Below are 25,806 nucleotides of genomic sequence, written 5' to 3' on the forward strand. Positions count from 1 at the left end.
CCTGCGCGGGTACCTCGAACGTGGTCCGGAGGTTCCGCCCGGTCAACGGCGGCTGACGTCCACTCCGGCCCTCCGCGTTGGCAGGGCTGGGGTGTGGTCAGGCGGAGGTGTGGGCCGGGGTGGGGTGGCCGGCGTTCAGCCGGGCGATGAGGGCGTCGAGCAGGCTGGCCAGGTAGGTGTCGTCGGTCGTGTCGAGGCCGGCGAGGTGGGCGCGGATCTGCGCGTCGACCCGCGCGTGTTCGCTACGACCCCGGGCGGTGAGGTACGCGCGGATGCGGCGACGGTCGATCGGGTCGACCCGGCGGAAGACGAGGTTGCGGTCGACGAGCTGGTCGACCAGCTTGGTCAGGGTGCCGGGGGGCAGCGACGCTTCGGCGGCCACCTCGCTCATCGGGTGCCCGAGACCGTCGGCGAGCAGGCAGAGCACCCGCCACGCCTCGATGCTGAGCGACTCGGCGGAGAGCACGGTGCCGACCCGGCGCGAGAGCAACCGCTCGGCGCGGGTCAGCAGGGGTAGCAGGTCGGCTGCGGAACCGGGAAGGTCTGACATGGCACTCCCGCCTCGCGAGTTGCCGTCATGGTACCGAGATGTCCCGCTGGTTGGGGAGGGCTGGTCTTCACCAGCGACGGCGGCCACCATGTGTTCATGTCCGCGCCGGCACCGGGGTCCGGGCGCCCGCAGGCGGGGGAGAGCATCACCGCTGGGGCGTCCTGGCTGACCGTCGACCGTGGCGTGGTCAGCATCGCGTTGGTCTACCCGATGCGTGGGCCGGCGGGCATGTTCGGCCCGAGTTGTGAACTCTGTGCGCAGCTCGCCGTCGAGGAGTTGAACCGCCGTGGCGGCGTCCTCGGCCGGGAACTGCGGTTGGTGCCGGTCGACGGCGGGGCGCCGCCGGCCGAGGTGGCCGCCGAGGTGGAGGCGCTGGTGTCGATGGGCGCTGTCCAGGGCGTCACCGGCTGGCACATCTCTTCGGTACGTCAGGCGGTGGCACCGCGTATCGCGCACCGGGTGCCGTACGTCTACACCGCGCTGTACGAGGGTGGTGAGCGTACCGAGGGTGTCTTCCTGACCAGCGAGACGCCGGACGCGCAGCTGTGGCCGGCGATGCGGGTGCTCGCCGGGGATCTCGGGGTGCGGCGCTGGTTCGTGGTCGGCAACGACTACGTCTGGCCCCGCCGGACGACCCGGGCGGCGCACCGGTACGCGCTGCGCAGCGGCGGACGCGTCGTCGGCCAGCACTTCCTGCCCCTGGAGACGCACGACTACGCCGAGGTGCTGCGCCGCATCGAGCACAGCGACGCCGACGCGGTGCTGATGCTGCTGGTGGGTGCGGACGCGGTCCGGTTCAACCGGGCCTTCGCACGGGCCGACCTGGATCAGCGGTGCCTGCGGCTGAGCACCCTGATGGACGAGAACATGCTGCTGGCCAGTGGTGCCGCCAACACTCGTGGGCTGTTCAGCACGGCGGGCTTCTTCGCCGGCCTGGTGACCCAGGAGAATCTCGACTTCCACGGCAGCTTCGGTCGCCGCTTCGGGCTGGAGGCGCCGCCGCTGGGCAGCCTCGGCGAGTCCTGTTACGAGGGCGTCATGCTGCTGGCCGCGTTGATCGCCAAGGCCGGCACGTTGGACGTGCGGGCGGTGGAGGCCGCCGCCGACGTGGTGTCCTACGACGGGCCGAGGGGTGAGTTGCGGCTGCGCCAACGGCACGTCCGCCAGCGCATCTACCTCGCCGAGGCCGACGGGCTGGACTTCACCGTCCTGGCTGAACTGTGATCTCCGTGGCGTGACCGGATCGCGCCTTGACACGCCCGACAGCCGGGGGCAAAGATACTTCCTACGTGAAGCATCCGGCCGTCGAGCCGGATGTCACCACCGTCCGGTGATGGACGGAAATTGCAGTCGACTGTGGCTGACAATCGTGCGCCGGTGCCATTTCGCCGATTTTCTCCGGTGAGGTGCCGGCATTTTTCGTGCCCGCGATCAGGGCGGTCTGTGCCAGCGGAAACAGTCTATTGAGCGCCGGGAAACATCCGCGCAATGAAACGGATCGAAGCTTTCCCTGCCCGATATTCGAATCGCTGCTCGATCGGCGTCCACCCGCCATATCGGACAGCGCCCAATGTTCCGACGGACCGCACCGCAGTTAGACAGATCCGCACTTCGACTCGGGGTCGATGATCGCCCCCGGGCACTGACTTGACGTCACACGCGACGCAGGGAGCTTTGATGACACTGATCCGGGGCCGCCGCATCCTGGCGGGTGCCATGACCCTGGTCGCCGCGGCCGCGCTGGCCGCGTGCGGCAGTAAGACCACCGACGGGAACACCTCGGCGGGAGTCGCCGCCGACGTCTCCGGCGACACCGTCAAGGTGGGCCTGCTCAACTCGCTGTCCGGCACGATGGCCATCAGCGAGGTCACCGTCCGGGACTCGATCATGCTGGCGATCGAGGAGATCAACGCAGCCGGGGGCGTACTCGGCAAGAAGATCGAACCGGTCGGTGAGGACGGTGCCTCGGACTGGCCGACCTTCGCCGAGAAGGCCGAGAAGCTGATCCGGGAGGACCGGGTGGCGGCCGTCTTCGGCTGCTGGACGTCGGCCAGCCGCAAGGCGGTGAAGCCGGTGTTCGAGAAGAACAAGGCGCTGCTGTTCTACCCGGTGCAGTACGAGGGGCTGGAGCAGTCGCCGTACATCTTCTACACCGGAGCCACGACGAACCAGCAGATCGTCCCGGTCCTGGACTACCTCAAGGCGCAGGGCGCCAAGTCGCTGTACCTGGTCGGTTCCGACTACGTCTTCCCGCGCACCGCGAACAAGATCATCAAGGCGTACGCGGAGGCCAACGGGATGAAGGTGCTGGGGGAGGACTACGCCCCACTCGGATCCACCGAGTTCGGCACCATCACCAACAAGGTGAAGTCCTCCGGCGCGGACGCCGTCTTCAACACCCTCAACGGCGACAGCAACGTGGCGTTCTTCAAGGAGTACAAGTCCGCCGGGTTGACCGCCGCCACCATGCCGGTGGTGTCGGTGTCGATCGCCGAGGAGGAGGTCAAGAGCATCGGCACCCAGTACCTGGAGGGGCAGCTGACCGCCTGGAACTACTACCAGACCACCCCGGGGGCGGCGAACGAGAAGTTCGTCGCGGCGTACAAGGCCAAGTACGGGGCGGACAAGCCGACCAGCGACCCGATGGAGGCCGCGTACGTCTCGGTCTACCTGTGGAAGGCGATGGTGGAGAAGGCCGGCGCCTTCGACGTGGAGAAGGTCCGCGAGGCCGCTGACGGCATCACCTTCGAGGCGCCCGAAGGACTGGTCACCGTGGACGGTGCCACCCAGCACATCGCCAAGACGGCGCGCGTCGGCAAGGTCGGCGCGGACGGGCTGATCACCGAGGTCTGGAACTCCGGCGAGCCGATCACCCCCGACCCGTACCTCAAGAGCTACCCGTGGGCCGGCGGCCTGAGCTAGCCGGGCGGCAACCGGTTCGGGCGGGACTCAGGTCCCGCCCGAACCGCCCCACCACCAGTTCGGAGTACGCACCGTGACAGTTCTCTTCGGTCAACTCTTCACCGGCGTCAGCATCGGGGCGGTGCTGCTGCTCATCGCGCTCGGTCTGGCCCTCACCTTCGGCCAGATGGGCGTGATCAACATGGCCCATGGTGAGTTCATCATGGCCGGCGCCTACACCACGTACGTCCTGCAACAGGTCATCACCGCGGCCGGCTGGTCGCTGCTGGTCGCTCTGCCGGTCGCCTTCGTGGTGGCCGGCGCGATGGGCGTGTTGCTGGAGTTCCTGCTGATCCGCCGACTCTACGCCCGCCCGCTGGACACCCTGCTGGTCACCTGGGGGGTGTCGCTGATCCTGCAACAGCTCGCCCGGGACATCTTCGGCAGTCCCAACGTGCAGACCCGCGCCCCGGAGCTGCTCACCGGCAACATCGGGCTGCCCGGCGGCATCACGGTGGCCAACAACCGGTTGTTCATCCTCGCCCTGGCCGGTGGCGCGGTCGTCGCGTTGACCGTCGCCCTGCGGTTCACCCCGCTGGGCCGCCGGATCCGGGCCGTCGTGCAGAACCGGGACCTGGCCGCCGTCTCCGGCATCGCCACCGCCCGGGTCGACCGGATGACCTTCTTCATCGGATCCGGCCTGGCCGGCATCGCCGGGGTGGCGCTCACCCTGCTCGGGCCGATCGGCCCCACCATGGGCACCAACCTGATCATCGACGCCTTCCTGGTCGTCGTGGTCGGCGGCATCGGCCAGCTCAAGGGCACCGTCATCGTCGCCTTCGCGCTGGGCGTGCTCCAGGCCGCCGGCGAGTACCTCACCACCCTCAGCGTCGCCAAGGTGATGGTCTTCATCGCCATCGTCGCGTTCCTCCAGTGGCGACCCCAGGGCATGTTCACCCTGCGCACCAGGAGCCTGGCATGACAGCCGTCGTCCGAGATCCCGTCACCGCCGACCCCGCCCCGATCCCACCGAGCAGACCGACGGCCGGTCCGTCCCGGCACCGGTTCCGGGCCGCCGCCGGGTTCGCCTTCGGCGCGGCCCTGCTCTTCGCCGTCGCGCCACTGGCGCTGTCGGACTTCCGGCTCTCCCTGCTGGCCAAGTACCTCTGCGTGGCCATGGTCGCGGTCGGCATCGGCCTGGCCTGGGGTCGGGGCGGCATGCTCACCCTCGGCCAGGGGGTCTTCTTCGGCCTCGGCGGCTACGCGATGGCCATGCACCTCAAGCTCGCCGACGCGGGCCCGGGCAACATGCCCGACTTCATGCTGCTGTACGGGCAACTCGACGAACTGCCCCTGTGGTGGCGACCGTTCGCCAGCCCCTGGTTCGCCCTGCCGGCCACCGTGCTGTTGCCGATGGCGGTGGCCTTCGTGCTCGGATCGCTGGTCTTCCGCCGCCGCGTCCGGGGCGCCTACTTCGCCATCCTCAGCCAGGCACTCGCCGCCGCCATGGTGATCCTGCTGATCGGCCAGCAGGGCACCACCGGTGGCACCAACGGGCTCACCGACATCCAGGGCTTCTTCGGCTACGACCTGGACGACCCGGTCAACCAGCGGATGGTCTACTTCATCATCGCCGGCACCCTGCTGGCGCTGTTGGCCCTGGCCCGGCACCTGATCCAGAGCCGCTACGGTGAACTGCTGGTGGCGGTGCGCGACTCCGAGGAACGGGTCCGGTTCCTCGGCTACGACCCGGCGACGGTCAAACTGGTCGCCTACGTGGTCGCGGCGGGCATGGCCGGGCTGGCCGGTGCGCTGTTCGTGCCGGCGGTGGGCATCATCTCCCCGGCGCTGATCGGGATCGTGCCCTCCATCGAGTTCGTCATCGGCGTCGCCGTGGGCGGTCGGGCGACGCTGCTCGGTCCGGTGCTCGGCGCGGTCGCCGTGGCCTGGGCGCGTACCGCCCTGTCGGAGCGGTTCCCGGGCACCTGGACGTACCTTCAGGGCCTGCTGTTCGTGGTGGTGGTGGCGTTCCTACCCGGCGGCCTGGCCTCGCTGGTCGGCCTGGCCCGCCGCCGCGACGACGGTGCGGCGCGCCCGCGCCGGTTCGGTCGGCTACGGCTGCGGCGGCGGGAGGAGTCGGCATGAGCAGCCAGTTGCACGGGCTCTACGTGCGTGATCTGCGGGTCAGCTTCGACGGGTTCACCGCCGTCGACGGGGTCTCCCTCGACGTCGCTCCCGGCGACATCCGGTTCCTGATCGGACCCAACGGTGCCGGTAAGACCACCCTGGTGGACGCGGTCACCGGGCTGGCACGGGCCACCGGCTCGGTACGCTTCGGCGACCGGGAACTGCTCGGCCGACCGGTGCACCGGATCAGCCGGCTCGGTGTCGGCCGCACCTTCCAGACCTCGACGGTGTTCGAGGGGCTGACCGTGTTGCAGAACCTCGACATCGCCGCCGGTGCCCGGCGCGGTTGGACGACGCTGCTGCGTCGCCGACACAGCGTGCCCGACGAGGTGGCCGAGGCCCTCGACGTGATCGGCCTGGCGGGCCGGGCCGACCAGCTGGCCGGCACTCTCGCCCACGGGCAGAAACAGTGGCTGGAGATCGGCATGCTGCTCGTGCAGGACGCCCGCCTGCTGCTGCTCGACGAGCCGGTCGCCGGCATGAGCCACGAGGAACGCGACGCCACCGGGCGACTGCTGGAGAAGGTGAGCCAGGACCGCACCGTGGTGGTGATCGAGCACGACATGGACTTCCTGCGCCGCTTCGCGCGCACCGTCACCGTGCTGCACGCCGGTCGGGTGCTCAGCGAGGGCACCGTGGCCCAGGTGCAGGCCGATCCACGCGTGCAGGAGGTCTACCTCGGTCACCCGGTCGACGCCGGGTCGGCCCCGACGCACACGGAGGCATGATGCTCGCGATGCGTGGCGTGCACGCCGGTTACGGGCGCAGCCGGGTGCTGCACGGCGTCGACGTGGCGGTACCCGCCGACGGGGTCGCCACCGTGCTCGGCCACAACGGCGCCGGCAAGTCCACTCTGCTGCGGGTGGCCGCCGGCCTGCTGCGCCCCAGCGCCGGACGGGTCGAACTGGACGGTGAGGACATCACCCGGCTCTCCCCGCACGAACGGGTCGCCCGGGGGATCGCGTACGTGCCGCAGGGGCAGCAGTGCTTTCCGCACCTGACCGCGGCGGAGAACCTGCGCCTGGTGGCCGACGGCCGGCGTGACGGCGCGGCGGCCACCGCGGAGGTGTTGGACCTGTTCCCGGCGCTGCCGCCGTTGCTGCGTCGGCGGGCCGGGCTGCTCTCCGGCGGCCAGCGTCAACAGTTGGCCATCGCCCGGGCGCTGATCACCCGGCCCCGGCTGCTGATGCTCGACGAGCCGACGGAGGGCATCCAGCCGTCGGTGGTGGCCGAGATCCAGGAGCGGATCGTGGCGCTCATCGCACAGACCGGTTTCAGTGTCCTCCTGGTCGAGCAGCATCTCGGGTTCGCGCTGCGGGTGGCCGACCGCTACCACGTGTTGGAGTCCGGTCGGGTCACCTCCGCCGGGGACGGCGGTGCCACCGCGGAACACACGGTTCGGGAGGCGCTCGCGGTGTGACGCTTCCCCTGGTGGCCAAGACCGCCTAGGGTGTCGATGGAAGCGCTCCCACGACCCTTGGGCACGGGTCGTCGTCGACGTTCCTCGTCACCAACCTCAGAGGAAGTCGCATGTCCGCACGTACCACAATCACGGCCGTCGCGGCGGCGGCCGTCGTCCTGTTCGGCGCGGCCGCCGCCGCACCCGCCGCCACCGCGGCCCCGACGGTCGGGGAACCGGCCGTCGCCGCCGCGGCCACCGCCGACTGGCTGCACACCGACGGCAACCGGATCGTCGACGAGGCCGGAAACGAGGTCTGGCTCACCGGGGCCAACTGGTTCGGCTTCAACGCCAGCGAGCGGGTCTTCCACGGCCTGTGGTCGGGCAACCTCGAATCGATCACCCGCCAGATGGCCCAGCGTGGCATCAACATCGTCCGGGTGCCCATCTCCACGCAACTGCTGCTGGAGTGGAAGGCCGGGCAGACCATCCGGCCCAACATCAACACGTACGTCAACCCGGAGCTGGAGGGCCTGAACAACCTCCAGGTCTTCGACCACTGGCTCGACCTGTGCGAGAAGTACGGCCTGAAGGTCATGCTCGACGTGCACAGCGCCGAGGCGGACAACTCCGGCCACGTCTATCCGGTGTGGTGGAAGGGCAGCATCACCGCGGAGCAGTTCTTCCAGGGCTGGGAATGGATCACCACCCGGTACCGGACGAACGACACCATCGTCGCGATGGACGTCAAGAACGAGCCACACGGGACCCCGAACGACCCCGAGCGGGCCAAGTGGGACTCCAGCACCGACCAGGACAACTTCAAGTACGCGTGTGAGACGGCGGGCCGGCGGATCCTGGCGATCAACCCGAACCTGCTGATCCTCTGCGAGGGCATCGAGGTCTACCCGCGTGCCGGGGCCACCTGGGACTCGCCCAACACCAACCCCGATCTCAGCCCCAACTACCACTACAACTGGTGGGGCGGCAACCTGCGCGGCGTCGCCGAACACCCGGTCGACCTCGGCGCCGGACAGGACCAGCTCGTCTACTCACCGCACGACTACGGGCCTCTGGTCTACGAGCAGCCGTGGTTCGCCGGGGACTTCGACAAGGACTCGCTGACCAACGACGTGTGGCGGCCGAACTGGTTCTACATCCACGAGCAGAACATCGCGCCGCTGCTGATCGGGGAGTGGGGCGGCCGGCTCGGGCAGGACGCCCGCCAGGACCGCTGGATGGCGGCACTGCGTGATCTGATGATCGAGAACGGCATCCACCACACCTTCTGGTGTCTCAACCCGAACTCCGGTGACACCGGTGGCCTGCTGCTCGACGACTGGGCCAGCTGGGACGAGACGAAGTACAACCAGATGCTCAAGCCCGCGCTGTGGCAGCACAACGGCAAGTTCGTCGGCCTCGACCACGACGTGCGCCTCGGCGGCGCCGACTCCACCACCGGCATGAGCCTCGCCGAGCGCTATGCCGGTGGCCCCGGCCCCGGCGACACCACCGCCCCGACCGCGCCCGGCCAGCCGACCGCCACCGACGTGACCGCCACCGCCGCCACCCTGACCTGGGCGGCCGCCACGGACAACGTGGGTGTCACCTCCTACGAGGTGCTGCGGGCCACCGGCTCCGCGCCGGCCACTGTGGTCGCCACGGTCTCCGGAACCAGCTACCGGGCAACCGGCCTGAGCCCGTCGACCAGCTACACCTTCACCGTCCGGGCCCGCGACGCGGCCGGCAACACCTCGACGGCGTCACCGCCGACGACCGTCACCACCCCGGCCGACAACGGCAACGGCAACGGCGACGCCGGCTGCGCCGCCACGTACCGGGTGACCAACTCCTGGCAAGGTGGTTACCAGGCGGAGGTGACGGTGCGAAACACCGGCACGGCGGGCATCACCGGCTGGACGGTCACCTGGACCGCCCCCGCCGGCACCACGATCGCGTCGCTGTGGAACGGCCGACTCACCACCGACGGGGACACGGTGACGGTGCGCAACGAGCCCTACAACGGGCAACTCGCCGCCGACACCAGCACCACCTTCGGCCTGACCGGCAACGGATCGGGTACGCCCACCGGGCTGACCTGCACCGCGTCCTGACCTGCGGTCGACTGCCCCACCCTGCGGATCGCGGGTGGGGCAGGGGCCGTCCGGGGGGCGTCGTGACGCACCTCGGACGGCCCCGCGCGGCCCGGGCCTGGGGTGGGCCGCGTCACCGCGTTCGCATCGCCGGACGCCCGGTCAGGCCAACCGGATGGCGTCACCGTCGACGGTGACGTTCGCGGCCGGCAGCGGCGCCCGCGCCGGGCCACTGCGTACCGAGCCGTCGGCGATGTCGAACACACTGTTGTGGCAGCCGCAGACGATGGTGCCGTCGGTGACCGAGGTGACCGTGCAGCCCTGGTGGGTGCAGGTCGCCGAGTACGCCTTGATGGTCCCCTCGGTCGGCTGGGTCACCACCACACCGGCGTCGGCGAAGATCGCGCCGCCGCCGACGGGGATGTCGGCCAGCGTGGTCAGCGCCGGCGGAGCGGCGTCGGCACCATCGGCACCCGGGGAAGCGGCGCCGGACGGGTCGGCGCTGGACCCACCGGCGGCCGGGGCGGCCGGTGGTGCGGGTGCCGCCGCCGGCTCACCGTAGGTCGCGCAACCGGTCAACGCGGCCACGCCCACCGCGCCGGTACCGGCCAGCAGGGCTCGTCGCGACCGGCAGCAGCCAGCCTGCTCGTGGTTCATCTGAGGTGCCTTGCCTTTCCGGGGGATCAGAACTGGACGCCGAACGTGGTGAAGTACCAGACCGACGAGGTCAGGAAGATGCCGATCAGGGCGACGAACACCAACCCGCCGACCGTGGGGAGCACCCAACCGGCGAGGCCGCGTTTGGGCAGGGTCAGCATCTTGGTGGCGAACACGCCGAAGAAGAAGCAGCCCAGCAGGGAGTGCAGCAGCGTACGGGTGTCGTAGTCGGCGAAGCCGAGCGCGTAGAGGCAGTGCACCGCGACCGGCACGGTGAGCAGGAAGGCGATCCGTCCCGACCAGCGGTGCGCCGCGCCGGCCCAACTCGGGGAGAAGCCGCCGAGGCGACCCCACATCGACAACGCGGACAGCAACTGGATCACGGCGAAGAAGGCCGCCCCGGTGCCCAGCCACACCTTCACGGTCAGCGGGGAGGAGAAGCCGGCCACGTTGACCGCGATGCCGGTGGGGGTGTGGGTGCGCCCGTAGACACCGAGCGCCACCGCCACCCCGGCCCCGACGACCAGCGGGACCAGCAGCGAGGGCCGCTGCCTCGGCGCGCTCGGCGCGGGGCCGCCGAAGTCACGCATCACCTCGACCGTGGGTTCGGCCGCCCGGCGGGGCACCGTGCGGGTCCCGCCATGCCGGTGTTGGGACATCACCGCCCTCCGGGGATGACCGGCTCGGCGACGAGCGTCACGCCGTCGACCACCGTGCTGTTGAAGGCGGGGTCCAACGGCGGTGCCGGAATCGGCTTGCCGTTCCAGGTGACGATGCCGATCTGGGTGCCGTCGGGCAACATGATCCAGCCACCGTCGTAGCCGCCCTTACGGGTCGCCTCGGTCACCCGGTAGATCGCCGGAGCGGTTCCCGGACCGGACTTCACCACCGCGTCGTCGACCGCCGTGTCGTCGGGCCGGGCGGTGAACTTCCAACGCCGGACGCCGACGACCATCTCGCCGCTGGCCCGGTCACCCCGGATGACCCCGGTCAGCTTGGCGTCCTTACCGGTCAGCTCGATCTTGCCGTCCCGTACCGTGCCGGACAGCCACAACTCCATGCTCCGCCCGTCACAGACGTACGCCTCGGCCTTGCCGTTCTTCACGGTGATGGCGATGGTGGCCCCGTTCTCGAGTTCACCGATCCAGTTCTGTTCGACCGAGTTCACCTCGGTGCCGCCCGACGAGGAGTCCGGTTCCGTCGGCGGTGACGTACCCGCCGGACGCCGGGCGTCGGCGTCGATGTCGCCCGGCTCGTCCCCGGGCGCGGCCGGGTCGACGTCGTCGTCGGCGTCGGGCTCCACATCGGCGGGTTCGGCCGGTGCGGCAGCCGGTGGGGCACCGTCGGCCGCGGGCTGGGTGCCCGGCGGGGATGCCTGTGCACTCATCGTGAACAGCACGGCAGCCGTCACCGCCCCCGACAGGAGGGTGAGCAACGGGGTCAGGCGCTTCATGGGCCACTCCCTTCGCCCAGAGGTACGGAGGAGGTGGCGGATCGGTTCAATCGGGACGCCGGGAAACTGTCTCGCCGATCAGGGTCAGACTCGCCGATCAGGGTCAGACGGAGACGCGGCGGGTCGGGCGGCGACGGCGAGGGCTGGGCGTGGCACGGGCCTCGGTGGTGGGGCGTGGCACGTCGGCCGGTGTCACGTCGACCGGTTGGATGCCGGCGGAGGGGGCGTCCTGGAGCGCCGCCGCCCGCAACTGGTCGAGGGCCACGTCGAGGCTGTCGAAGATCGGGAAGACCCCGTCGAGCTTCATCGTGTGCAGCACGGTGCGGATGAACCTCGACGGCGCGGCGAGGCAGAGCCGCCCACCCCGGTCCCGGACGTCCCGGTGTGCCCGGACCAGCATGCCCAGCCCGACGGAGTCGATGACCTGGACCCGGGTCAGGTCCACCACCACCGTCCCGCTCACGTCGTACGCGGCCCGCAGCGCGGCCCGCAACTCCTCGCCGGAGTTCTGGTCGAGCGCACCGTCGGCGGGCACCGCCGGCTCCGCGGCAGCACCGGCGCCGTCGCCGTGCGGTGGGGCGCCCGGCGGCAACGCACTGCACCGGGGGCAGCGGTGGGGACCGGTGGCGAACGGCGAACCGCTCCACCCGTGGTCGGAGACCAGTGTCCAGACGACCTCCGCGTCGGGCAGCACACAGGCGTTCCCGGTGGTGGTCTCACCGCAGACGTCGCAGATCAGGGTCATCAGGTTGTCGTCCGGTACGACGGTCATCCTGCTTCCTCTCCGGTGCCACGGCTGCTCGGCCGGGGTACGGGACTCGGGGCGGCGGGCGAAGGACGCCGTCGCCGTGCGGACTCCTCACCGGGAGTCGGAGTGTTCCTTACCGGTGGTGGCCACCGCGACGACCACGGCGACGGCCGCGAGCCCGGCCTGCACGACCAGGCCCACCAGGCTGAAGCCCTGCACACCGGCGAGCCAGGCGGTGATGGCGCCGAGCAGCGCGGCAACGGCGCCGATGGTCATGGTGAGCCACAGCGGCACGCTCGGACGGCCGGGCAGGACCAACCGCCCCAGCGCACCGACGGCAAGGCCGATGGCGAGGGCCGTGACGATCCCGGCGCTGGTCATGCTGCTCCTTGTGCTCGCGGTCTGATGCGTCGGCTGCGATGGCGGGTCAGGTGCGCGCGGTGACGGCGGCGCGGCCGTACGCGACGGCCCTCGGCACCGTGCCCGTCGGCGGTGTCACGCCGGGTGTGACGTCGGCCGGTGTGGGGCCGACCTCGGTGACCGGGGCGGCCGCGGCGGCCGCGTCGGTGTGCACCGGCAGGATCTGGTCCAGCCGGGCGGTCTGCAGGATGCGGGTGATGCGCGGGTTCGGATTGCGTACCGCCAGCACGCCGCCGGCACGGACCATCCGGCGGTGCACGTCGAGCAGCAGGCCGATGGCGGCGGCGTCGATGTGCCGGCAGCCGGCCAGGTCGATCACGATCTGCTGGGGGCGCAGCGCCAGGAGCTGGTCGAGGACCGCGCCGGTCTCCGGTAGGCAGGCCAGGTCGAACTCGGTGATGGACACCTCCACCAGCGGCACCGAGCACTCGGGGCGTCGTGGTGCGGTCACGGCGAAGACCCCCTCTCCTGCTGTCTCCGAATGGCTCTCACCCTGCCCAGCGGGGTTGGCGGCCACTTCGCGGACCGATGACAGTTGCGTGACAAAACACCCGGATGCCGGTCGCGGTTGGCCCGGTGGTGAGGGCTTGGGGATGATTCCGGTATGACAGCGGTACTGGTGATCGAGGACGACGACCGGATCCGGTTGGCGTTGCTGCTCGCGCTGGAGGACGAGGGCTACGAGGCCCGGGGTGCGGCCACCGCCGAGGAGGGGCTGCGGATGCAGCGTCGGGATCCCGCCGACTACGTCCTGGTCGACCTGATGCTGCCCGGCATCGACGGCTTCGAGGGCATCCGCCAGTTGCGCCGCGACGACGACGTGCCGATCGTCGTGGTCAGCGCCCGGGACGACACGCATGACATCGTCGCCGCGCTGGAGGCCGGTGCCGACGACTACGTGGTGAAGCCGGTGGCGATCAAGGAACTGACCGCCCGGCTGCGCGCCCTGCGCCGCCGGGGCCGCACCGTGACCGCGCAGGACGGCCCGGAGCCGGTGCCGGTGCTCACCTTCGGTGACCTGGAGGTCAGCCCGGAGGCGGGGGAGGTGCGCCGCTCCGGCGAGGCGGTCGCGGTCACCCGGACCGAGTTCCGGCTGCTGTGCGAGCTGGCCGAGCACGCCGGCCGGGTGCTCTCGCGCCAACAACTGCTCAGCCGCGTCTGGGGGTACGACAGCGGCGACGAACGGCTGGTCGACGTGCACGTCGGTCGGCTGCGGCAGAAGATCGAGGCGGATCCGGCCAACCCCCGGCACCTGGTCACGCTGCGCGGCCTGGGCTACAAGCTGCAACGATGAGACGCCTCGGACTGCGTGCCCGGGTCACCGCCGCGTTCGCGATCGGTGCGTTGCTGCTGTCCGCCTCGATGGCCCTGGTGTCGTACGAGCTGACCCGCCGCACCCTGCTCGACGAGCGGGAACGCACCCTGCTGCGCGCGGCGTACTACGACGCGGCGGTGGTCCACGCCGGGCTGAACGCCGAGAACCCGGACGTCGCCGAGGCGCTCCGGGCGCTGGACACCGGCACCGGGCGGCGACCGCTGGTGCTGCTCAACGGCGAGTGGTACGCCCGCAGCGCCGACAACGGGCTCACCAGCGTCGTGCCGACCCGGCTGCAGGAGCTGGTCGCGGCGGGCGAGCCGGCGGTGCAGCGGGTCCGCGTCAACGACCACCCGGTGATGCTGGTCGGCGTGCCACTGTCCGAGTCGACCGCGTTCTACGAGATCGCCTCGCTGCGGGAGCTGGAGCAGACCTTCCAGGTGCTGGCGCTGGCGCTGACCGCGGTGGCGATCATGGTGGCCGGATCGGGGGCGGCCCTCGGCTGGTACGCCACCCGGCACGGGCTGCGCCCGCTGACCGCCGTCGCCGACGCCGCCGGGCGGATCGCGGCCGGGGACTTCACCACCCGACTCGCCCCGGACACCGATCCGGACCTGACCCGCCTGTCCACCTCCTTCAACCGGATGGTCGACGAGTTGGCCGGGCGGATCGACCGGGACCGGCGCTTCGCCGCCGACGTCAGCCACGAGTTGCGCTCGCCGTTGCAGACGCTCGCCGCGGCGGCCAGTGTGCTCGCCCGCCGTCGGGAGAACCAGGACGAGCGGACCGCCACCGCGGCCCGGCTGGTCGCCGACGAGATCGACCGCTTCCAGCGGCTGGTCAACGACCTGCTGGACCTGGCTCGTGGCGATCAGCCGGTGCACCGGGAACCGGTGGACCTGCCGGAGTTGGCCCGGCAGGCGTGCCAGGGCCGGGACCTGCCGGAGTCGATGGTGCAGGTGGCGGAGGGGACACCCGCGACCTGGTGGGTGGACCGTCGCCGGGTCACCCAGATGTTGACCAATCTGCTCGACAACGCCGAGCGGTACGGTGCCGGACCGATCGCGGTGCGGCTGTCCCACGCGACCGACACGGGTGTGATCGAGATAGACGACGAGGGCCCGGGAGTGCCGATGGAGGACCGTGAGGTGATCTTCGATCGTTTCGTCCGTGGTCGGGCGGCCAACTATCGCGGTGGTGGTGACGGCACCGGCCTGGGACTGGCGCTGGTGGCCCAGCATGCCGCCGCGCACGGTGGGGAAGCCTCGGTCAGCGACCGCCCCGAGGGTGGCGCCCGGTTCCGCGTCACCCTGCCCGGGAGCATCTCGTGACCCGTACCGCCCCAGGCCGCCGCGAGTACGTCGCCCGGTCCCGGCACGCCGTCCGGTCCGGCCTCGCCGTCCGGGCTGCGGCGGTGGCCGCCGTGGCGCTCCTGCTGCTCGGTGCCTGCGGCGTACCCGGCGAGGACCGGCCCCGCACGGTCACCCCACCGCCGGTGCCCTTCCCGGCCAGCGCCAGTGCGGCCCCCACGGCCGCCGAGACCGGCGCGGTGACCGAGATGCTCTACTTCGCCAGCGACGACCGGCTGGTGCCGGTGATCCGCCGGGTCGACCAGGTGTCCGAGGTCGACGCGCAACTGCGTGGCCTGCTGGCCGGGCCGACCCCCGCCGAGCGCGACGACGGGCTGACCAGCGCCCTGCCGGGAGCCTTCACCAGCGCGGTGGTCGAACTCGTCGACGGGGTGGCCCGGGTCACCGTCGTGCTGACCGCCGTGGACACCGGCCGCAGTGACGGACGGCTGGCGTACGGGCAGATCGTCTGTACGCTGACCGCGCGGACCGACGTCGAGGCGGTGCTGTTCCTGGAGGGTGGCGCGCCGTTGAGCGTCCCCCGGGCGGACGGCTCGCTCTCCTCGGGGCCGCTCACCGCAGCCGACTACGCGGTACTGATCAACCCTCGTTGAGCATCCGGATGACGGGTCTTCTGCGATTGCGCGACGGTTGCGTGACAAAGCCGACGGAGGCCGGTGGTGGGGTTTGACAGCCCGACAGGGTAGGGCAACACACTGACGCTCAACTCGGACGTCGGAGGGACGCTCTCGTGGAAATCAGTGGCTTCTTCACCGCAATCATCATCGGTCTGATCATCGGCGCCCTCGGTCGGCTCGTCGTACCGGGTCGTCAGCGCATCCCGATCCTGCTGACCATTCTGATCGGTGTCGTCGCCGCGATCCTCGGCACGCTGGTCGCCGGGGTGCTCGGTGTCGACGACACCGCCGGCATCGACTGGATCGAGTTGTTCATCCAGATCGCCTTCGCCGCCGTCGGCGTATCGCTGGTCGCCGGTACCTACGGCCGTCGCCGCCGCTGACCATCGCTGCGACGCCGCCCGTCCCGTCCCGGGGCGGGCGGCGTCCGGCTGTCCCGGGCCCCGACCGGGTGGGTCCGTTCTCCGTCGGCATCCGTCCACCGACCACCTGAGGCACGCGCAGCGCGACGGCTCGTATCCTTTCCGCGAACAACCGTGGCGACGATCGGAAAGGACTTGGTGTGAACGACCGGGCCGAGACGTTGGAGTTCCAGGCCGAGGCGCGTCAGTTGCTCCGGCTCATGGTGCACTCGATCTACTCGAACAAGGACGTCTTCCTCCGAGAGTTGATCTCGAACGCCTCGGACGCGCTGGACAAGCTGCGCCTGGCGTCGATGGTCGACAAGGATCTCGCCGTCGACACCGACGACCTGCACATCGCCATCGAGGTCGACCGGGACGCCCGTACCCTCACCGTGCGGGACAACGGCATCGGCATGAGCCGCGACGAGGTGGTCTCCGTCATCGGCACCATCGCCAAGTCCGGCACCGCCGAGCTGCTGCGCCAACTGCGTGAGGCGAAGGACGCCGGCGCGTCGCAGGAGCTGATCGGTCAGTTCGGGGTCGGCTTCTACGCCGCGTTCATGGTCGCCGACCGGGTCGAGCTGGTCACCCGGCGGGCCGGTGAGACCGGCGGTACGCGCTGGGAGTCCTCCGGCGAGGGCACCTACACCATCACCGATCTCGACGAGGCGCCCCAGGGCACGGCGGTCACCCTGCACCTCAAGCCCGCCGACGCCGAGGACAACCTGCACGACTACACGGCGGAGTGGACGATCCGGGAGATCGTCAAGCGCTACTCCGACTTCATCGCCCACCCGATCCGGATGACCGTCGAACGTCCCGGCGCGGACGACGCCCCGGCCACCACCGAGACGGTGACGCTCAACTCGATGAAGGCGCTGTGGGCCCGTCCGCGCGGCGAGGTCGAGCCGGCCGAGTACCACGAGTTCTACAAGCACGTCAGCCACGACTGGGCGGACCCGCTGGAGACCATCCACATGCGGGGGGAGGGGACCTTCGAGTACGAGGCGCTGCTGTTCATCCCCACCCACGCGCCGCTGGACCTGTTCTCCCCGCAGGGGCGTCGAGGCGTGCAGTTGTACGTCAAGCGCGTGTTCATCATGGACGACTGCGACGCGCTGATGCCCAACTACCTGCGCTTCATCAAGGGCGTGGTGGACGCCCACGACCTGTCGCTGAACATCTCCCGGGAGATCCTCCAGCAGGACCGGCAGATCCGGGCCGTACGCCGCCGCCTGGTCAAGAAGGTGCTCGCCACGGTCAAGGACCTCAAGGCCGACCAGCCGGAGCGGTACCGCACCTTCTGGACCGAGTTCGGGCCGGTGGTCAAGGAGGGGCTGATCGAGGACACCGACAACAAGGACACCCTGCTGGAGATCCTGTCGGTCGCCTCCACCCACGACCCGGCCGAGTTGACCGACCTCGCCGGTTACGTCGACCGGATGCGCGAGGGGCAGACCGACATCTACTACGCCACCGGCGAGAACCGGGCCACCATCGAGAACTCCCCGCACATGGAGGCGTTCCGCGCCAAGGGCTACGAGGTGCTGCTGCTCACCGACCCGGTGGACGAGGTCTGGGTCGAGCGGGTCGGCAGCTACGACGGCAAGACGCTGCGCTCGATCGCCAAGGGGCAGGTCGACCTGGACACCGAGCAGGAGCGCACCGAGGCCGAGGCCGAACGCGAGCGGCAGCGCACCGAGTACGCCGACCTGCTCAGCTGGATGAGCGAGGTGCTGGCCGACTCGGTCAAGGAGGTCCGGCTGTCGTCCCGGTTGACCACCTCACCGGCCTGCGTGGTGGGCGACGCCCACGACCTGACCCCGACGCTGGAGAAGATGTACCGGGCGATGGGGCAGGAGGTGCCGAAGGTGAAGCGCATCCTGGAGATCAACCCGACCCACCCGCTGGTCACCGGCCTGCGCAAGGCGCACGAGCAGGGCGAGTCGGGTGACTCCCTGGCCGAGACCGCCGAGCTGCTCTACGGCACCGCGCTGCTCGCCGAGGGCGGTGACCTGGCCGACCCGTCGCGCTTCGCCCGGATCCTCGCCGACCGCCTCGCCCGCACCCTGTAGCCGGAGCATTGTCGAGAATCGCGCCCGCCGCCGGGATCGGCACCGACCCGATCCCGGCAGCGGGCCGGGTCTCTCTCGTCGGCATGAGTGCGAGTGCTGGTGGATCCGGACCGCCCGGCTCCCGCCGTCGCGGTCGGCACCATCACCGGCGGAGTTCCGGCCTTCGACGACGCCCGCCCCGACAGCGGCGCGCCGCAGATCGGAGTCTTGACCGCCAGCGGTGCCGTCGACTGGGCGCAGGACGCTGAGGAGACGGCCGCCGCGCCGCAGTGAGCCGGGCAGCGACAGCCTGACGTCCGTGCGACCATCGGTCGGTACCTGGACCGTCACGAGCGGCTCAGCATCCGGCCCCGTACTGTGGATCCCCGCAGCCGGCCCGCGTCGCGCCGCCGTTTGTCGGCGGCGCGTTCGAGCACGCGCAACGATTGGATGCAATGATGCGCAACACCGAGATGGCGAGGCTCGGCGGCCTCGTCGGCGCATGGACGACGACCATTTCGAATGCGGTCTTCCTCGATACGTCGGGTGCCGAAATGTCGGGCACCACCACAGTCGAGTGGCTCGGCGAGTCGCTCCTGGTCGTACGGTCGGAGATCGAGGGAGGCGATGGGCCGCGTTCCGAGATGGGTCTCGTGCTCGGCCGTAGCGACGCGAACGACCGGTTCGTCGCGCTCTACCAGGACGGCCGTGGTGTCTGCCGCGAGTTCGCCATGACCTTCGACGGTGGCCGCTGGACGTTGATCCGCGAGGACCCGGACTTCCACCAGCGGTTCGTCGCCGAGGTCGAACAGGACCGGATCGTCGGCCGCTGGGAGGCGTCCGAGGACCGGGGCACGTCCTGGCGGAAGGACTTCGACATCACCTTCGATCGCGTCTGACGACCCACCGGCACCGTCGACGAGTACGGTGCACCCGCTCCGACGTCGTCGTGCGGGTCAGCCGGGCTGACCGGCCGGCACGGGGGAGGGGTACGACGGCATCCGGTCGCGGCGGGCCAACCCCGGTCGGACATCGCGCGGCGGGCTCGTCGCGCGGCGGCCAGCCGCTGGCGGCGCTGTTCGGCGGCCTGCCGACTGCCCAGGCCGAGGGCCTCGGCGATCTGGTTCCAGGTCGCACCGGCCTGCCGGGCCTGGTCGATCAGGTCGAGTCCGGTGTCGTCAAGCCGTTCCCGGACGCCGGGGATGTCGGCGAGTCGGTCGAGCGGGTCGAGCATCCGTCAACGCTACATTGACGGTGCCGACCGTCGTCCGGTTCCTCGCGGTCGTCCGGTCAGGCGGCGGCCGACTCGTGGTGGGAGTGGTCGGTCGACCAGGCCGGTCGAGTCGCCGGGGCAGACCAGGTGCCCTCCTGCGGGGAGGTGGCTGCCGACGCCTCGTCGGCCGCACCGCCCTGGGCGAGGTTCAGGGCCCGCTGGGCCTGCTGCCACGGTTCGCAGGGCCACTCCTGGCCGGAGCAGAGCAGGTGGACGCAGCCGCCGTCCTCGCTCGGCGCGTGCGCGTCGGCGACATCCAGGGCGAGCCGCCACAGCAGCGGGTCGGTGACGTCGGCCGGGCGGTCGTCGGTGTGGTGATGCCGGTCGGTGGCGTTGTCGGACACGCGTGATCCCCCTCGTAGTCGAGCCTCACGCTCGTGATCTCCAGTCTGCACCGGGGGTAAACCCGAGATCGGGGATGGGCCGGGCGAGGTGGGCGCGGTCACCCACGGCTTGACCTTGACAGAGTGACAAGGTCTTCACTGTGTCGAGGAGGTGGTCGCGATGAGCACACCACAGCTGACCCCGGACACGACACGGATGTTGCGTGGGCTGGGACACCACGACGCGTCGGTGCGGCTGCGCGCCGCGCTGGCCGCCGGCACGACCCCGGACCACCGGTTCGTCGACCCGCTCGTCGAGCGCTGCGCGGTCGAGCCCGAGTTCTACGTACGCGAGATGCTCACCTGGGCGCTCACCCGCCACCCGGCCGCGCTGACCGTCCCCGCGCTCGTCGGGGAACTGCGCCGCCCGGAGGCGCAGGCCCGCAGCCAGGCGCTGCACACGCTGTCCAAGATCGGAGACCGGCGGGCCTGGCCGGCGATCACCCGGGAACTGCTGACCGACACCGACGACGAGGTGGCCCGCAGCGCCTGGCGGGCGGCGGTGGTGCTCGTGCCGGACGGTGCCGAGTCGGCCCTGGCCGAGGTGTTGGCGACCCAACTCGGGCGCGGCGGGCGTCAGACGCAGGTTAGCCTGAGTCGGGCGCTGGTCGCGCTCGGTGAACTGATCGAGCCGATCCTGCGGGAAGCGGCGCGGCACGCCGACCCCGGGGTGTGCCAGCACGCCATCGCCACCGAACGCCTGCTCGACGACCCGGACGCCGACTTCGAGTTCGCGATCGAGGAGGCGAAGCGCGTGGTGGCCCTCGGCGAGAACGAGCGGAGCCGGTGATCGTCGGTGCTGATCGGTGATGTGGCTCGGAGGTCCGGCGTCAGCGCCCGCATGCTCCGGCACTACGAGTCGCTCGGCCTGGTGCGGCCGACCGGCCGCACCGGGTCCGGCTATCGGGAATACTCCGACGAGGACATCCGGCGGATCTTCCACATCGAGAGCCTGCGGTCGTTGGGGCTGTCGCTGCGTGAGGTCAAGCGTGCGCTCGACGACCCGGGGTTCACGCCCGCGCGGCTCGTCGACGAGATGATCCGCCAGACCCGGGAACGCATCGCGGCCGAGACGGAACTGCTCACCCGCCTGCGTCGGATCGGTGCCGCGCAACCGACCGACTGGGCGGACGTCCTCCAGATCGTCGCCCTGCTCCAGGCCCTCGGTTCGGAGAACGCCGGGAAGCGCCAGAGCGCCGCCCTGTCCTCGGTCCGCGAGGTGCCGGTGCCGGTGGAGGCACTGGTCGAGGCGGCGTTGAGCGAGTCGGATCCGAACGTCGCCGGGGCCCTCCGCTGGGCTCTCGCCCAGTCCGTCGACGACGTGCTGGAGCCGCTGGCGGAGGGCCTGGACGCACCCACGGCAGAGGTGCGGGAACGAGCCGTCAAGTCCATCGCCGAGATCCCGGGCGACGACGCGACCGCGCTGCTGCGCGACGCCCTGGTGGGCCCCGACCCGGTCGTGCGCCGGTACGCCGCGCTGGCGCTCGGGGCGCGTGGCGTGACCGAGGCCATCCCGACCCTGGTCGAGATGGTCGTCGAGGAGACGAACGAGGCGGACGCGGCCGACGCCCTGACCGCGCTGGCCGGTGATCCCGCCGTGGCGGAGCAGATCGCCGGCCGGCTGGTGGAGCGCCTCGGCACCGACGGAGTCGCCTCGCCGGTGCGCAGCCGGTTGACGCAGGCGCTCGCCGACATCCCCGGGCCCACGGCCGCACGTGCCCTCGCCGAGCTGTCCCACGATGCCGACCGGGCGGTCGCGTACACCGCCCGGTACGTCCTCACGCTGCGCGACGGGCGATAGTTCCGGAGTGGGTCGTGGCCGGTCAACCGCCGTCGACCATGATGGGACGGTGAGGATCCTGTCCATCCAGTCGTCGGTCGCCTACGGCCATGTCGGCAACTCGGCTGCGGTGTTCCCGCTGCAACGGCTCGGTCACGAGGTGTGGCCGGTGCTGACCGTGCACTTCTCCAACCACACCGGGTACGGCGCGTGGCGGGGTCCGCTGCTGGCGCCCTCGGCGGTCGCCGAGGTGATCGCCGGCATCGCCGATCGTGGTGTGCTCGGCGACGCCGACGCGGTGCTCTCCGGCTACCAGGGTGACCCGGCGATGGGAGCGGTGATCCTCGACGCGGTGACCCTGGTCAAGACCGCCAACCCGGACGCCCTCTACTGCTGTGACCCGGTGATGGGTGACGTCGGCCGGGGCATGTTCGTCCGGCCCGGCATTCCGGAGTACCTGCGCGACGTGGTGGTGCCCCGCGCCGACATCGTCACCCCCAACCAGTTCGAGTTGGAGTTCCTCGCCGGCCGCCCGACGAACTCGGTGGACGACCTGCTCGCGGCCGTCGACGCGGTACGCGCCACCGGACCTCGGCACGTCCTGGTCACCAGCGTGGTGCATGACGACGTTCCTGCCGGTTCGCTGGAGGTGGTGGCCGTCTCGGACGCCGGCGCCTGGGCGGTGACCACCCCGTTGCTGCCGATCTACCCCAACGGCTGCGGCGACGTCACCGCCGCCCTGTACCTGGCGCACCTGGCCACCACCGGGTCGCCCGCCACGGCGCTGGAACGCACCACCGCCTCGATCTTCGCGGTGCTGGCGGCGACGCTGGCGGCCGGTACCCGGGAGCTCCAGTTGGTGGCCGCTCAGTCCGCGATCGCCGACCCACCGATGCGTTTCCCCGCCCGCCCACTGCGATAGCCCAGCGCCCCCGAGCGCCGTCACATCGAGTAATCGCCAGCCCCGCCGCCCCTATCACCCGCGCGCCCTTTGCTCTGCTTCAAAATACGCAACAGTCACGCTCTGTCATTGAACCGACGGTGGCTGTCGTGTGCCCGATTTTCATCGGGGCTGCTCCGGCGTAGTTGCGTGGATTGAAGCAGAGCAAAGCGTGGACTTCGGTTACCCGACTGGCCGGGAGGTCCGATACGGACCGTGACCATCACAGAAGGTGAAGCTCAATCGGTCGAACAGCTCCGGGGCCGTTCGGCCCGCCCGTCCGTTCGGCCCGCCCGTCCGTTCGGCCCGCCTGCTCGGGCGGGTTGAGGCCCGCGGACAGCAGACTGTCCGCGGGCCTCGGGTGGCGGCTCCACCCCCCCGATTCCGGGAAGCCGCCGTGGTGGCTCGTCGGCTGGCCACTGACCGGGACGGTCAGCGGGGAAGCTCCAGCGCGTCGAACGCCACCTGGTGAATGTCTCCATCTACGACGTAGAAGAGACGGTCCTGGTTCGGCGACAGTGACGGGTGGTACTCGTCGGCCGCCGTGTTCACCACCGACCCGACACCGGAGGGCCGCGACCAACCGCCGGCCACCCGGCGACTGGCCCAGATGTCGCCGTTGCCCGCGCCGCCGGACCGGTCCAAGCCGGTGAACAGCAGCAGCCGATTGTCCGCGGTGATGGTCGGGTTGAACTCCCAACCGGCCGTGTTGACCGGCGCGCCCAGGTTCTCCGCCGGGCCGTACCCACCACCCGGTCGCGGTCGTGCCCGGTAGATGTCCCAGCCTCCCAGGCCACCGGCCCGCTCGCTGGCGAAGTAGAGGGTGCCGTCGGCGGCGACCGACGAGTACAGCTCGTCGGCCGGGCTGTTGACCGGCCCCAGGTGCTCCGGCTCACCCCAGCGGCCATCGGGCGTACGCCGCACCCGCCACAGGTCCGCGTCGGTGCGCTCCTGCCCGTTGACCGGGCGGATCGAGGAGAAGTGCAGGGTTCGCCCGTCCGGGCTGAGGAACGGGTCCATGTCCGGGTACCGTCCCGAGAACGGCGCCACCGTCGGCGCCGACCAGCCGTTGCCCGTCCAGTGGGAAACCATGATGGTCGCCTGGCGGGTGGCCGGGAAGAAACCCTCGCTGCGCGGGAAGTACACGGTTTTCCGGTCCGGCGACACGGCCAGCCGCCACTCGTACGCGTCGGTCGAGATGACGCCGGGCAGGACCGGTTCCGGGGTACCGGGCGGTTCGTCCCACGGTCCCGAACCGCCCGGACATCCCAGCAGCGCCACGGTCACCACCGACGCCAGGTAAGCACGCATGAATCGATGGTGTCGTCGTACGCCCCGGCCGCGACCCGCCGATGTGACGGACGGGAGCGGACGGGGGACGAACGGGAGCGGTCAGGTGTGCAGGCCCAGTGCCCGCCGCACCTCGTCGCGGTAGCTCCGTCCCGAGATCAGCAACGCCCCGTTGCGCAGCCGCAGCGCCAACTCGCCGTGGCGCAGGGTCTGCACGTCACGTACCCGGTCCAGGCGTACCGCCAGCGACCGGTGCACCCGCAGGAACGCGGTGCTATCCAGCGTGGACAGCAGGGCGGTCAGGGTGGCCCGCACCGGGTAACTGGCGGAGCCGACGTACACGCGCACGTAGTTGCCGTCGGCCCGCAGGTAGTCCACCTCCGCCGGATCGAGCAGGCGGGTGTGTCCGCCGGTGCCGACAGCGAGCCGCCCGACGGCAGGTCGACGGTGTCGCAGATGCGCCCGGAGCCGGTCCAGCGCCATCGCCAACCGTTCCCGGTGGTACGGCTTGACGAGATAGTCCACCGCGGCGACGTCGAAGGCACGCGTGGCGTACCGGGTGTGCGCGGTCACGAAGACCACCGCCGGTGGGTCGGCGAGTTCGTCCAGCACGGTGAAGCCGTCCGCGCCCGGCATCGCCACGTCGAGGAAGACCACGTCCGGCCGGTCCACGGTGATCGCGTGCACCGCCTCGTCGGCGCTGCCGCACGAACCGCACACGGTGACGTCCGGATGGTGCCCGAGCAGCGCGATCAGCCGTCGGCGGGCCGGCGGCTCGTCGTCGACCACCAACGCCCGGATCACCGTACGCCCGCCGGGAACGACACGGCCAGCGGCTGCCCGCCGGCCGACCGCCACGGCACGCGCAGCACCACCCGGAACCCGCCGCCCGGCCGCGCGCCGGCCGTCAGCTCGCCCCGGTGGCCGTACGCGGCACGCAGTCGCGTACGGACACTGGCCAGCCCGATGCCCTCCGAACCGGCTCCGGCACGCGGACCGGCACCGTCGTCCTCGACCATCAGCCGCAGCGTGTCGTCGTGACGGTGCGCGACGATGCGTACCTCGCCGCCACCGGCCCGCCGGGCGAGTCCGTGCCGGACGGCGTTCTCGGCCAGCGGCTGGAGCACCAGTGGCGGCACCAGCGCCTCCGCCGCGTCGGGGGCGACATCCCAGGACACCCGCAGCCGCTCGCCGTACCGCTGCTGTTCGATGTCGAGGTAACAGCGGGTCAGATCCAGTTCGGTGGAGAGCGGCACCGGCCGGTCGTCGCCGTGTTCCAGGGCCTGCCGCAGCAGCGCCCCCAGGTCGACGACCATGCGTTCGGCGCGGTCCGGGTCGTCGTGCACCACGGCCGCGATGGTGTTGAGCGCGTTGAACAGGAAGTGCGGGCGGATCTGCGCGCGTAGCCGCGCCAACTCGGCGCGGGCCAGCTCGGCCTCGCGACGCCGGTGCGCCGCCGCGTAGTGCAGCGCGTGACCGACACCGGTCAGCATCACGTACGTGAACGCGTGCTGCGGACGCTGGTCGATGGCCAACTCGGCGAGCATCGGCAGGGCCGGCCAGCAGCCCAACCACTCGTCGAGCCGGTGCACGACCCACGAGCGTCCGAGCACCGCCACCGCCAGCCCGGCCAGGTGCAGACCCACGGCGACCGGAGTCGGCCGACCGAGCGGGAACCGGGTCGACAGGGCGAGGGCGAGAACGGTCAGCGGAATCCACAGCCCGGCAGTGATCAGCTCGGCGGTGAGCACCTCCGACCACGGGAGGTAGATGCCCCACTCCGTGGTGATCTGGTGGTAGTTGCGGGCGCTGATCCAGGCGTACCCGAGCCACCAGGCGGTCGCGCAGACCGCCCACAGTGTCAGCCGGCGCACCATACCGTGACGGTAGGGGCACCGTCACCGGTCGGACAAGCGCGGTCCCACGAACCGCGCCCGCTGCCGTCGGTCGAACCTTCGCAAGGCTCGACTTG

General features: G+C 71.0%; 29 protein-coding genes. 18 read left to right on the forward strand and 11 right to left on the reverse strand.

The annotated features are described in order from the left end of the window. Nucleotides 1–97: 97 nt before the first annotated feature. Nucleotides 98–640 (reverse strand): MarR family winged helix-turn-helix transcriptional regulator, encoded by a 543-nt coding sequence (locus tag ACLQ2S_RS18700; RefSeq protein WP_425702206.1) that lies wholly within the window; start codon nucleotides 638–640, stop codon nucleotides 98–100. A gap of 6 nt (nucleotides 641–646) precedes the next feature. On the opposite strand from ACLQ2S_RS18700, the gene ACLQ2S_RS18705 reads away from it, so the two are divergent. The 7 genes from ACLQ2S_RS18705 (at nucleotide 647) to ACLQ2S_RS18735 (ending at nucleotide 9,151) form a co-directional block, all read left to right on the forward strand. Continuing rightward, entirely contained in the window at nucleotides 647–1,774 is a 1,128-nt protein-coding gene (locus ACLQ2S_RS18705) for a substrate-binding domain-containing protein (protein ID WP_230462706.1), read from the forward strand. A gap of 453 nt (nucleotides 1,775–2,227) precedes the next feature. Then, entirely contained in the window at nucleotides 2,228–3,472 is a 1,245-nt protein-coding gene (gene urtA / locus ACLQ2S_RS18710) for an urea ABC transporter substrate-binding protein (RefSeq protein WP_425702189.1), read from the forward strand. A gap of 73 nt (nucleotides 3,473–3,545) precedes the next feature. After that, complete coding sequence (gene urtB / locus ACLQ2S_RS18715; protein WP_309223497.1) at nucleotides 3,546–4,433, forward strand: urea ABC transporter permease subunit UrtB; 888 nt, start codon at nucleotides 3,546–3,548, stop codon at nucleotides 4,431–4,433. Then, complete coding sequence (gene urtC / locus ACLQ2S_RS18720; RefSeq protein ID WP_230462705.1) at nucleotides 4,430–5,596, forward strand: urea ABC transporter permease subunit UrtC; 1,167 nt, start codon at nucleotides 4,430–4,432, stop codon at nucleotides 5,594–5,596. Before urtB ends, urtC begins: the two co-directional genes overlap by 4 nt. Further along, a complete protein-coding gene (gene urtD, locus ACLQ2S_RS18725; protein WP_155219722.1) occupies nucleotides 5,593–6,366 on the forward strand; it encodes an urea ABC transporter ATP-binding protein UrtD in 774 nt (257 codons plus the stop codon). Before urtC ends, urtD begins: the two co-directional genes overlap by 4 nt. Nucleotides 6,367–6,374: 8 nt before the next feature. Continuing rightward, nucleotides 6,375–7,058 carry an urea ABC transporter ATP-binding subunit UrtE gene (gene urtE / locus ACLQ2S_RS18730; protein ID WP_230462704.1) on the forward strand — a complete coding sequence of 228 codons (684 nt, stop codon included), beginning with the start codon at nucleotides 6,375–6,377 and terminating at the stop codon, nucleotides 7,056–7,058. Nucleotides 7,059–7,168: 110 nt separating this feature from the next. Further along, a complete protein-coding gene (locus tag ACLQ2S_RS18735) occupies nucleotides 7,169–9,151 on the forward strand; it encodes a cellulase family glycosylhydrolase (protein ID WP_155219714.1) in 1,983 nt (660 codons plus the stop codon). Between the two features lie 141 nt (nucleotides 9,152–9,292). On the opposite strand, the gene ACLQ2S_RS18740 is transcribed toward ACLQ2S_RS18735, so the two are convergent. The 6 genes from ACLQ2S_RS18740 to ACLQ2S_RS18765 all read right to left on the reverse strand — a co-directional run bounded on the left by ACLQ2S_RS18740 (nucleotide 9,293) and on the right by ACLQ2S_RS18765 (nucleotide 12,859). Further along, on the reverse strand, nucleotides 9,293–9,787 hold the full coding sequence (locus tag ACLQ2S_RS18740) for a Rieske (2Fe-2S) protein (protein WP_155219711.1): 495 nt from the start codon (nucleotides 9,785–9,787) through the stop codon (nucleotides 9,293–9,295). A gap of 26 nt (nucleotides 9,788–9,813) precedes the next feature. Further along, entirely contained in the window at nucleotides 9,814–10,377 is a 564-nt protein-coding gene (locus ACLQ2S_RS18745) for a DUF6529 family protein (RefSeq protein WP_196222571.1), read from the reverse strand. A 68-nt stretch (nucleotides 10,378–10,445) separates the two neighbouring features. After that, nucleotides 10,446–11,240 (reverse strand): hypothetical protein, encoded by a 795-nt coding sequence (locus tag ACLQ2S_RS18750; protein WP_155219706.1) that lies wholly within the window; start codon nucleotides 11,238–11,240, stop codon nucleotides 10,446–10,448. 103 nt (nucleotides 11,241–11,343) lie between these two features. After that, nucleotides 11,344–12,012, reverse strand: a complete 669-nt coding sequence (locus ACLQ2S_RS18755; RefSeq protein WP_155219704.1) for an STAS domain-containing protein — start codon at nucleotides 12,010–12,012, stop codon at nucleotides 11,344–11,346. 87 nt (nucleotides 12,013–12,099) lie between these two features. Beyond that, entirely contained in the window at nucleotides 12,100–12,369 is a 270-nt protein-coding gene (locus ACLQ2S_RS18760) for a GlsB/YeaQ/YmgE family stress response membrane protein (RefSeq protein ID WP_155219701.1), read from the reverse strand. Between the two features lie 46 nt (nucleotides 12,370–12,415). Then, nucleotides 12,416–12,859 (reverse strand): STAS domain-containing protein, encoded by a 444-nt coding sequence (locus tag ACLQ2S_RS18765; protein WP_309223496.1) that lies wholly within the window; start codon nucleotides 12,857–12,859, stop codon nucleotides 12,416–12,418. A gap of 153 nt (nucleotides 12,860–13,012) precedes the next feature. Here ACLQ2S_RS18765 and ACLQ2S_RS18770 point away from each other — a divergent pair, with 153 nt between their 5' ends. The 8 genes from ACLQ2S_RS18770 to ACLQ2S_RS18805 all read left to right on the forward strand — a co-directional run bounded on the left by ACLQ2S_RS18770 (nucleotide 13,013) and on the right by ACLQ2S_RS18805 (nucleotide 19,420). Then, nucleotides 13,013–13,702, forward strand: a complete 690-nt coding sequence (locus tag ACLQ2S_RS18770) for a response regulator transcription factor (protein ID WP_155219695.1) — start codon at nucleotides 13,013–13,015, stop codon at nucleotides 13,700–13,702. Beyond that, the gene (locus ACLQ2S_RS18775) at nucleotides 13,699–15,054 is read left to right on the forward strand and encodes a HAMP domain-containing sensor histidine kinase (protein WP_155219692.1); all 1,356 of its coding nucleotides are present in this window, start codon (nucleotides 13,699–13,701) and stop codon (nucleotides 15,052–15,054) included. Before ACLQ2S_RS18770 ends, ACLQ2S_RS18775 begins: the two co-directional genes overlap by 4 nt. Before the next feature lie 83 nt (nucleotides 15,055–15,137). Continuing rightward, entirely contained in the window at nucleotides 15,138–15,686 is a 549-nt protein-coding gene (locus ACLQ2S_RS18780) for a GerMN domain-containing protein (RefSeq protein ID WP_309223535.1), read from the forward strand. 137 nt (nucleotides 15,687–15,823) lie between these two features. Next, entirely contained in the window at nucleotides 15,824–16,093 is a 270-nt protein-coding gene (locus tag ACLQ2S_RS18785; protein ID WP_309223495.1) for a GlsB/YeaQ/YmgE family stress response membrane protein, read from the forward strand. 239 nt (nucleotides 16,094–16,332) lie between these two features. Beyond that, on the forward strand, nucleotides 16,333–18,189 hold the full coding sequence (gene htpG, locus ACLQ2S_RS18790; RefSeq protein WP_196222569.1) for a molecular chaperone HtpG: 1,857 nt from the start codon (nucleotides 16,333–16,335) through the stop codon (nucleotides 18,187–18,189). An 87-nt stretch (nucleotides 18,190–18,276) separates the two neighbouring features. After that, the gene (locus ACLQ2S_RS18795) at nucleotides 18,277–18,462 is read left to right on the forward strand and encodes a hypothetical protein (RefSeq protein ID WP_230462703.1); all 186 of its coding nucleotides are present in this window, start codon (nucleotides 18,277–18,279) and stop codon (nucleotides 18,460–18,462) included. A gap of 260 nt (nucleotides 18,463–18,722) precedes the next feature. Next, nucleotides 18,723–19,067 carry a hypothetical protein gene (locus ACLQ2S_RS18800; RefSeq protein WP_155219690.1) on the forward strand — a complete coding sequence of 115 codons (345 nt, stop codon included), beginning with the start codon at nucleotides 18,723–18,725 and terminating at the stop codon, nucleotides 19,065–19,067. Between the two features lie 50 nt (nucleotides 19,068–19,117). Then, a complete protein-coding gene (locus ACLQ2S_RS18805; protein ID WP_425702190.1) occupies nucleotides 19,118–19,420 on the forward strand; it encodes a hypothetical protein in 303 nt (100 codons plus the stop codon). Nucleotides 19,421–19,458: 38 nt separating this feature from the next. Here ACLQ2S_RS18805 and ACLQ2S_RS18810 read toward each other — a convergent pair whose 3' ends face one another. Further along, nucleotides 19,459–19,785, reverse strand: a complete 327-nt coding sequence (locus ACLQ2S_RS18810) for a hypothetical protein (protein ID WP_155219685.1) — start codon at nucleotides 19,783–19,785, stop codon at nucleotides 19,459–19,461. A gap of 160 nt (nucleotides 19,786–19,945) precedes the next feature. On the opposite strand from ACLQ2S_RS18810, the gene ACLQ2S_RS18815 reads away from it, so the two are divergent. The 3 genes from ACLQ2S_RS18815 to pdxY are packed head-to-tail and all read left to right on the forward strand — an operon-like array spanning nucleotide 19,946 to nucleotide 22,526. Beyond that, on the forward strand, nucleotides 19,946–20,614 hold the full coding sequence (locus ACLQ2S_RS18815) for a HEAT repeat domain-containing protein (protein WP_425702191.1): 669 nt from the start codon (nucleotides 19,946–19,948) through the stop codon (nucleotides 20,612–20,614). 6 nt (nucleotides 20,615–20,620) lie between these two features. Next, nucleotides 20,621–21,625 (forward strand): MerR family transcriptional regulator, encoded by a 1,005-nt coding sequence (locus ACLQ2S_RS18820; RefSeq protein WP_309223493.1) that lies wholly within the window; start codon nucleotides 20,621–20,623, stop codon nucleotides 21,623–21,625. Nucleotides 21,626–21,674: 49 nt separating this feature from the next. Beyond that, nucleotides 21,675–22,526, forward strand: a complete 852-nt coding sequence (pdxY, locus tag ACLQ2S_RS18825) for a pyridoxal kinase PdxY (protein WP_425702192.1) — start codon at nucleotides 21,675–21,677, stop codon at nucleotides 22,524–22,526. 450 nt (nucleotides 22,527–22,976) lie between these two features. Here pdxY and ACLQ2S_RS18830 read toward each other — a convergent pair whose 3' ends face one another. The 3 genes from ACLQ2S_RS18830 to ACLQ2S_RS18840 form a co-directional block, all read right to left on the reverse strand. Further along, nucleotides 22,977–23,855 carry a hypothetical protein gene (locus tag ACLQ2S_RS18830; RefSeq protein ID WP_425702193.1) on the reverse strand — a complete coding sequence of 293 codons (879 nt, stop codon included), beginning with the start codon at nucleotides 23,853–23,855 and terminating at the stop codon, nucleotides 22,977–22,979. Between the two features lie 81 nt (nucleotides 23,856–23,936). Next, nucleotides 23,937–24,638, reverse strand: a complete 702-nt coding sequence (locus tag ACLQ2S_RS18835; protein ID WP_309223491.1) for a LytR/AlgR family response regulator transcription factor — start codon at nucleotides 24,636–24,638, stop codon at nucleotides 23,937–23,939. Then, the gene (locus tag ACLQ2S_RS18840) at nucleotides 24,635–25,711 is read right to left on the reverse strand and encodes a sensor histidine kinase (RefSeq protein ID WP_425702194.1); all 1,077 of its coding nucleotides are present in this window, start codon (nucleotides 25,709–25,711) and stop codon (nucleotides 24,635–24,637) included. The genes ACLQ2S_RS18835 and ACLQ2S_RS18840 overlap by 4 nt, the downstream gene beginning before the upstream one ends. Between the last annotated feature and the right edge of the window lie 95 nt (nucleotides 25,712–25,806).

Origin of the sequence: Micromonospora sp. DT48, from assembly GCF_049844495.1 — a bacterium.
In the GTDB taxonomy this organism is placed as follows: domain Bacteria; phylum Actinomycetota; class Actinomycetes; order Mycobacteriales; family Micromonosporaceae; genus Micromonospora.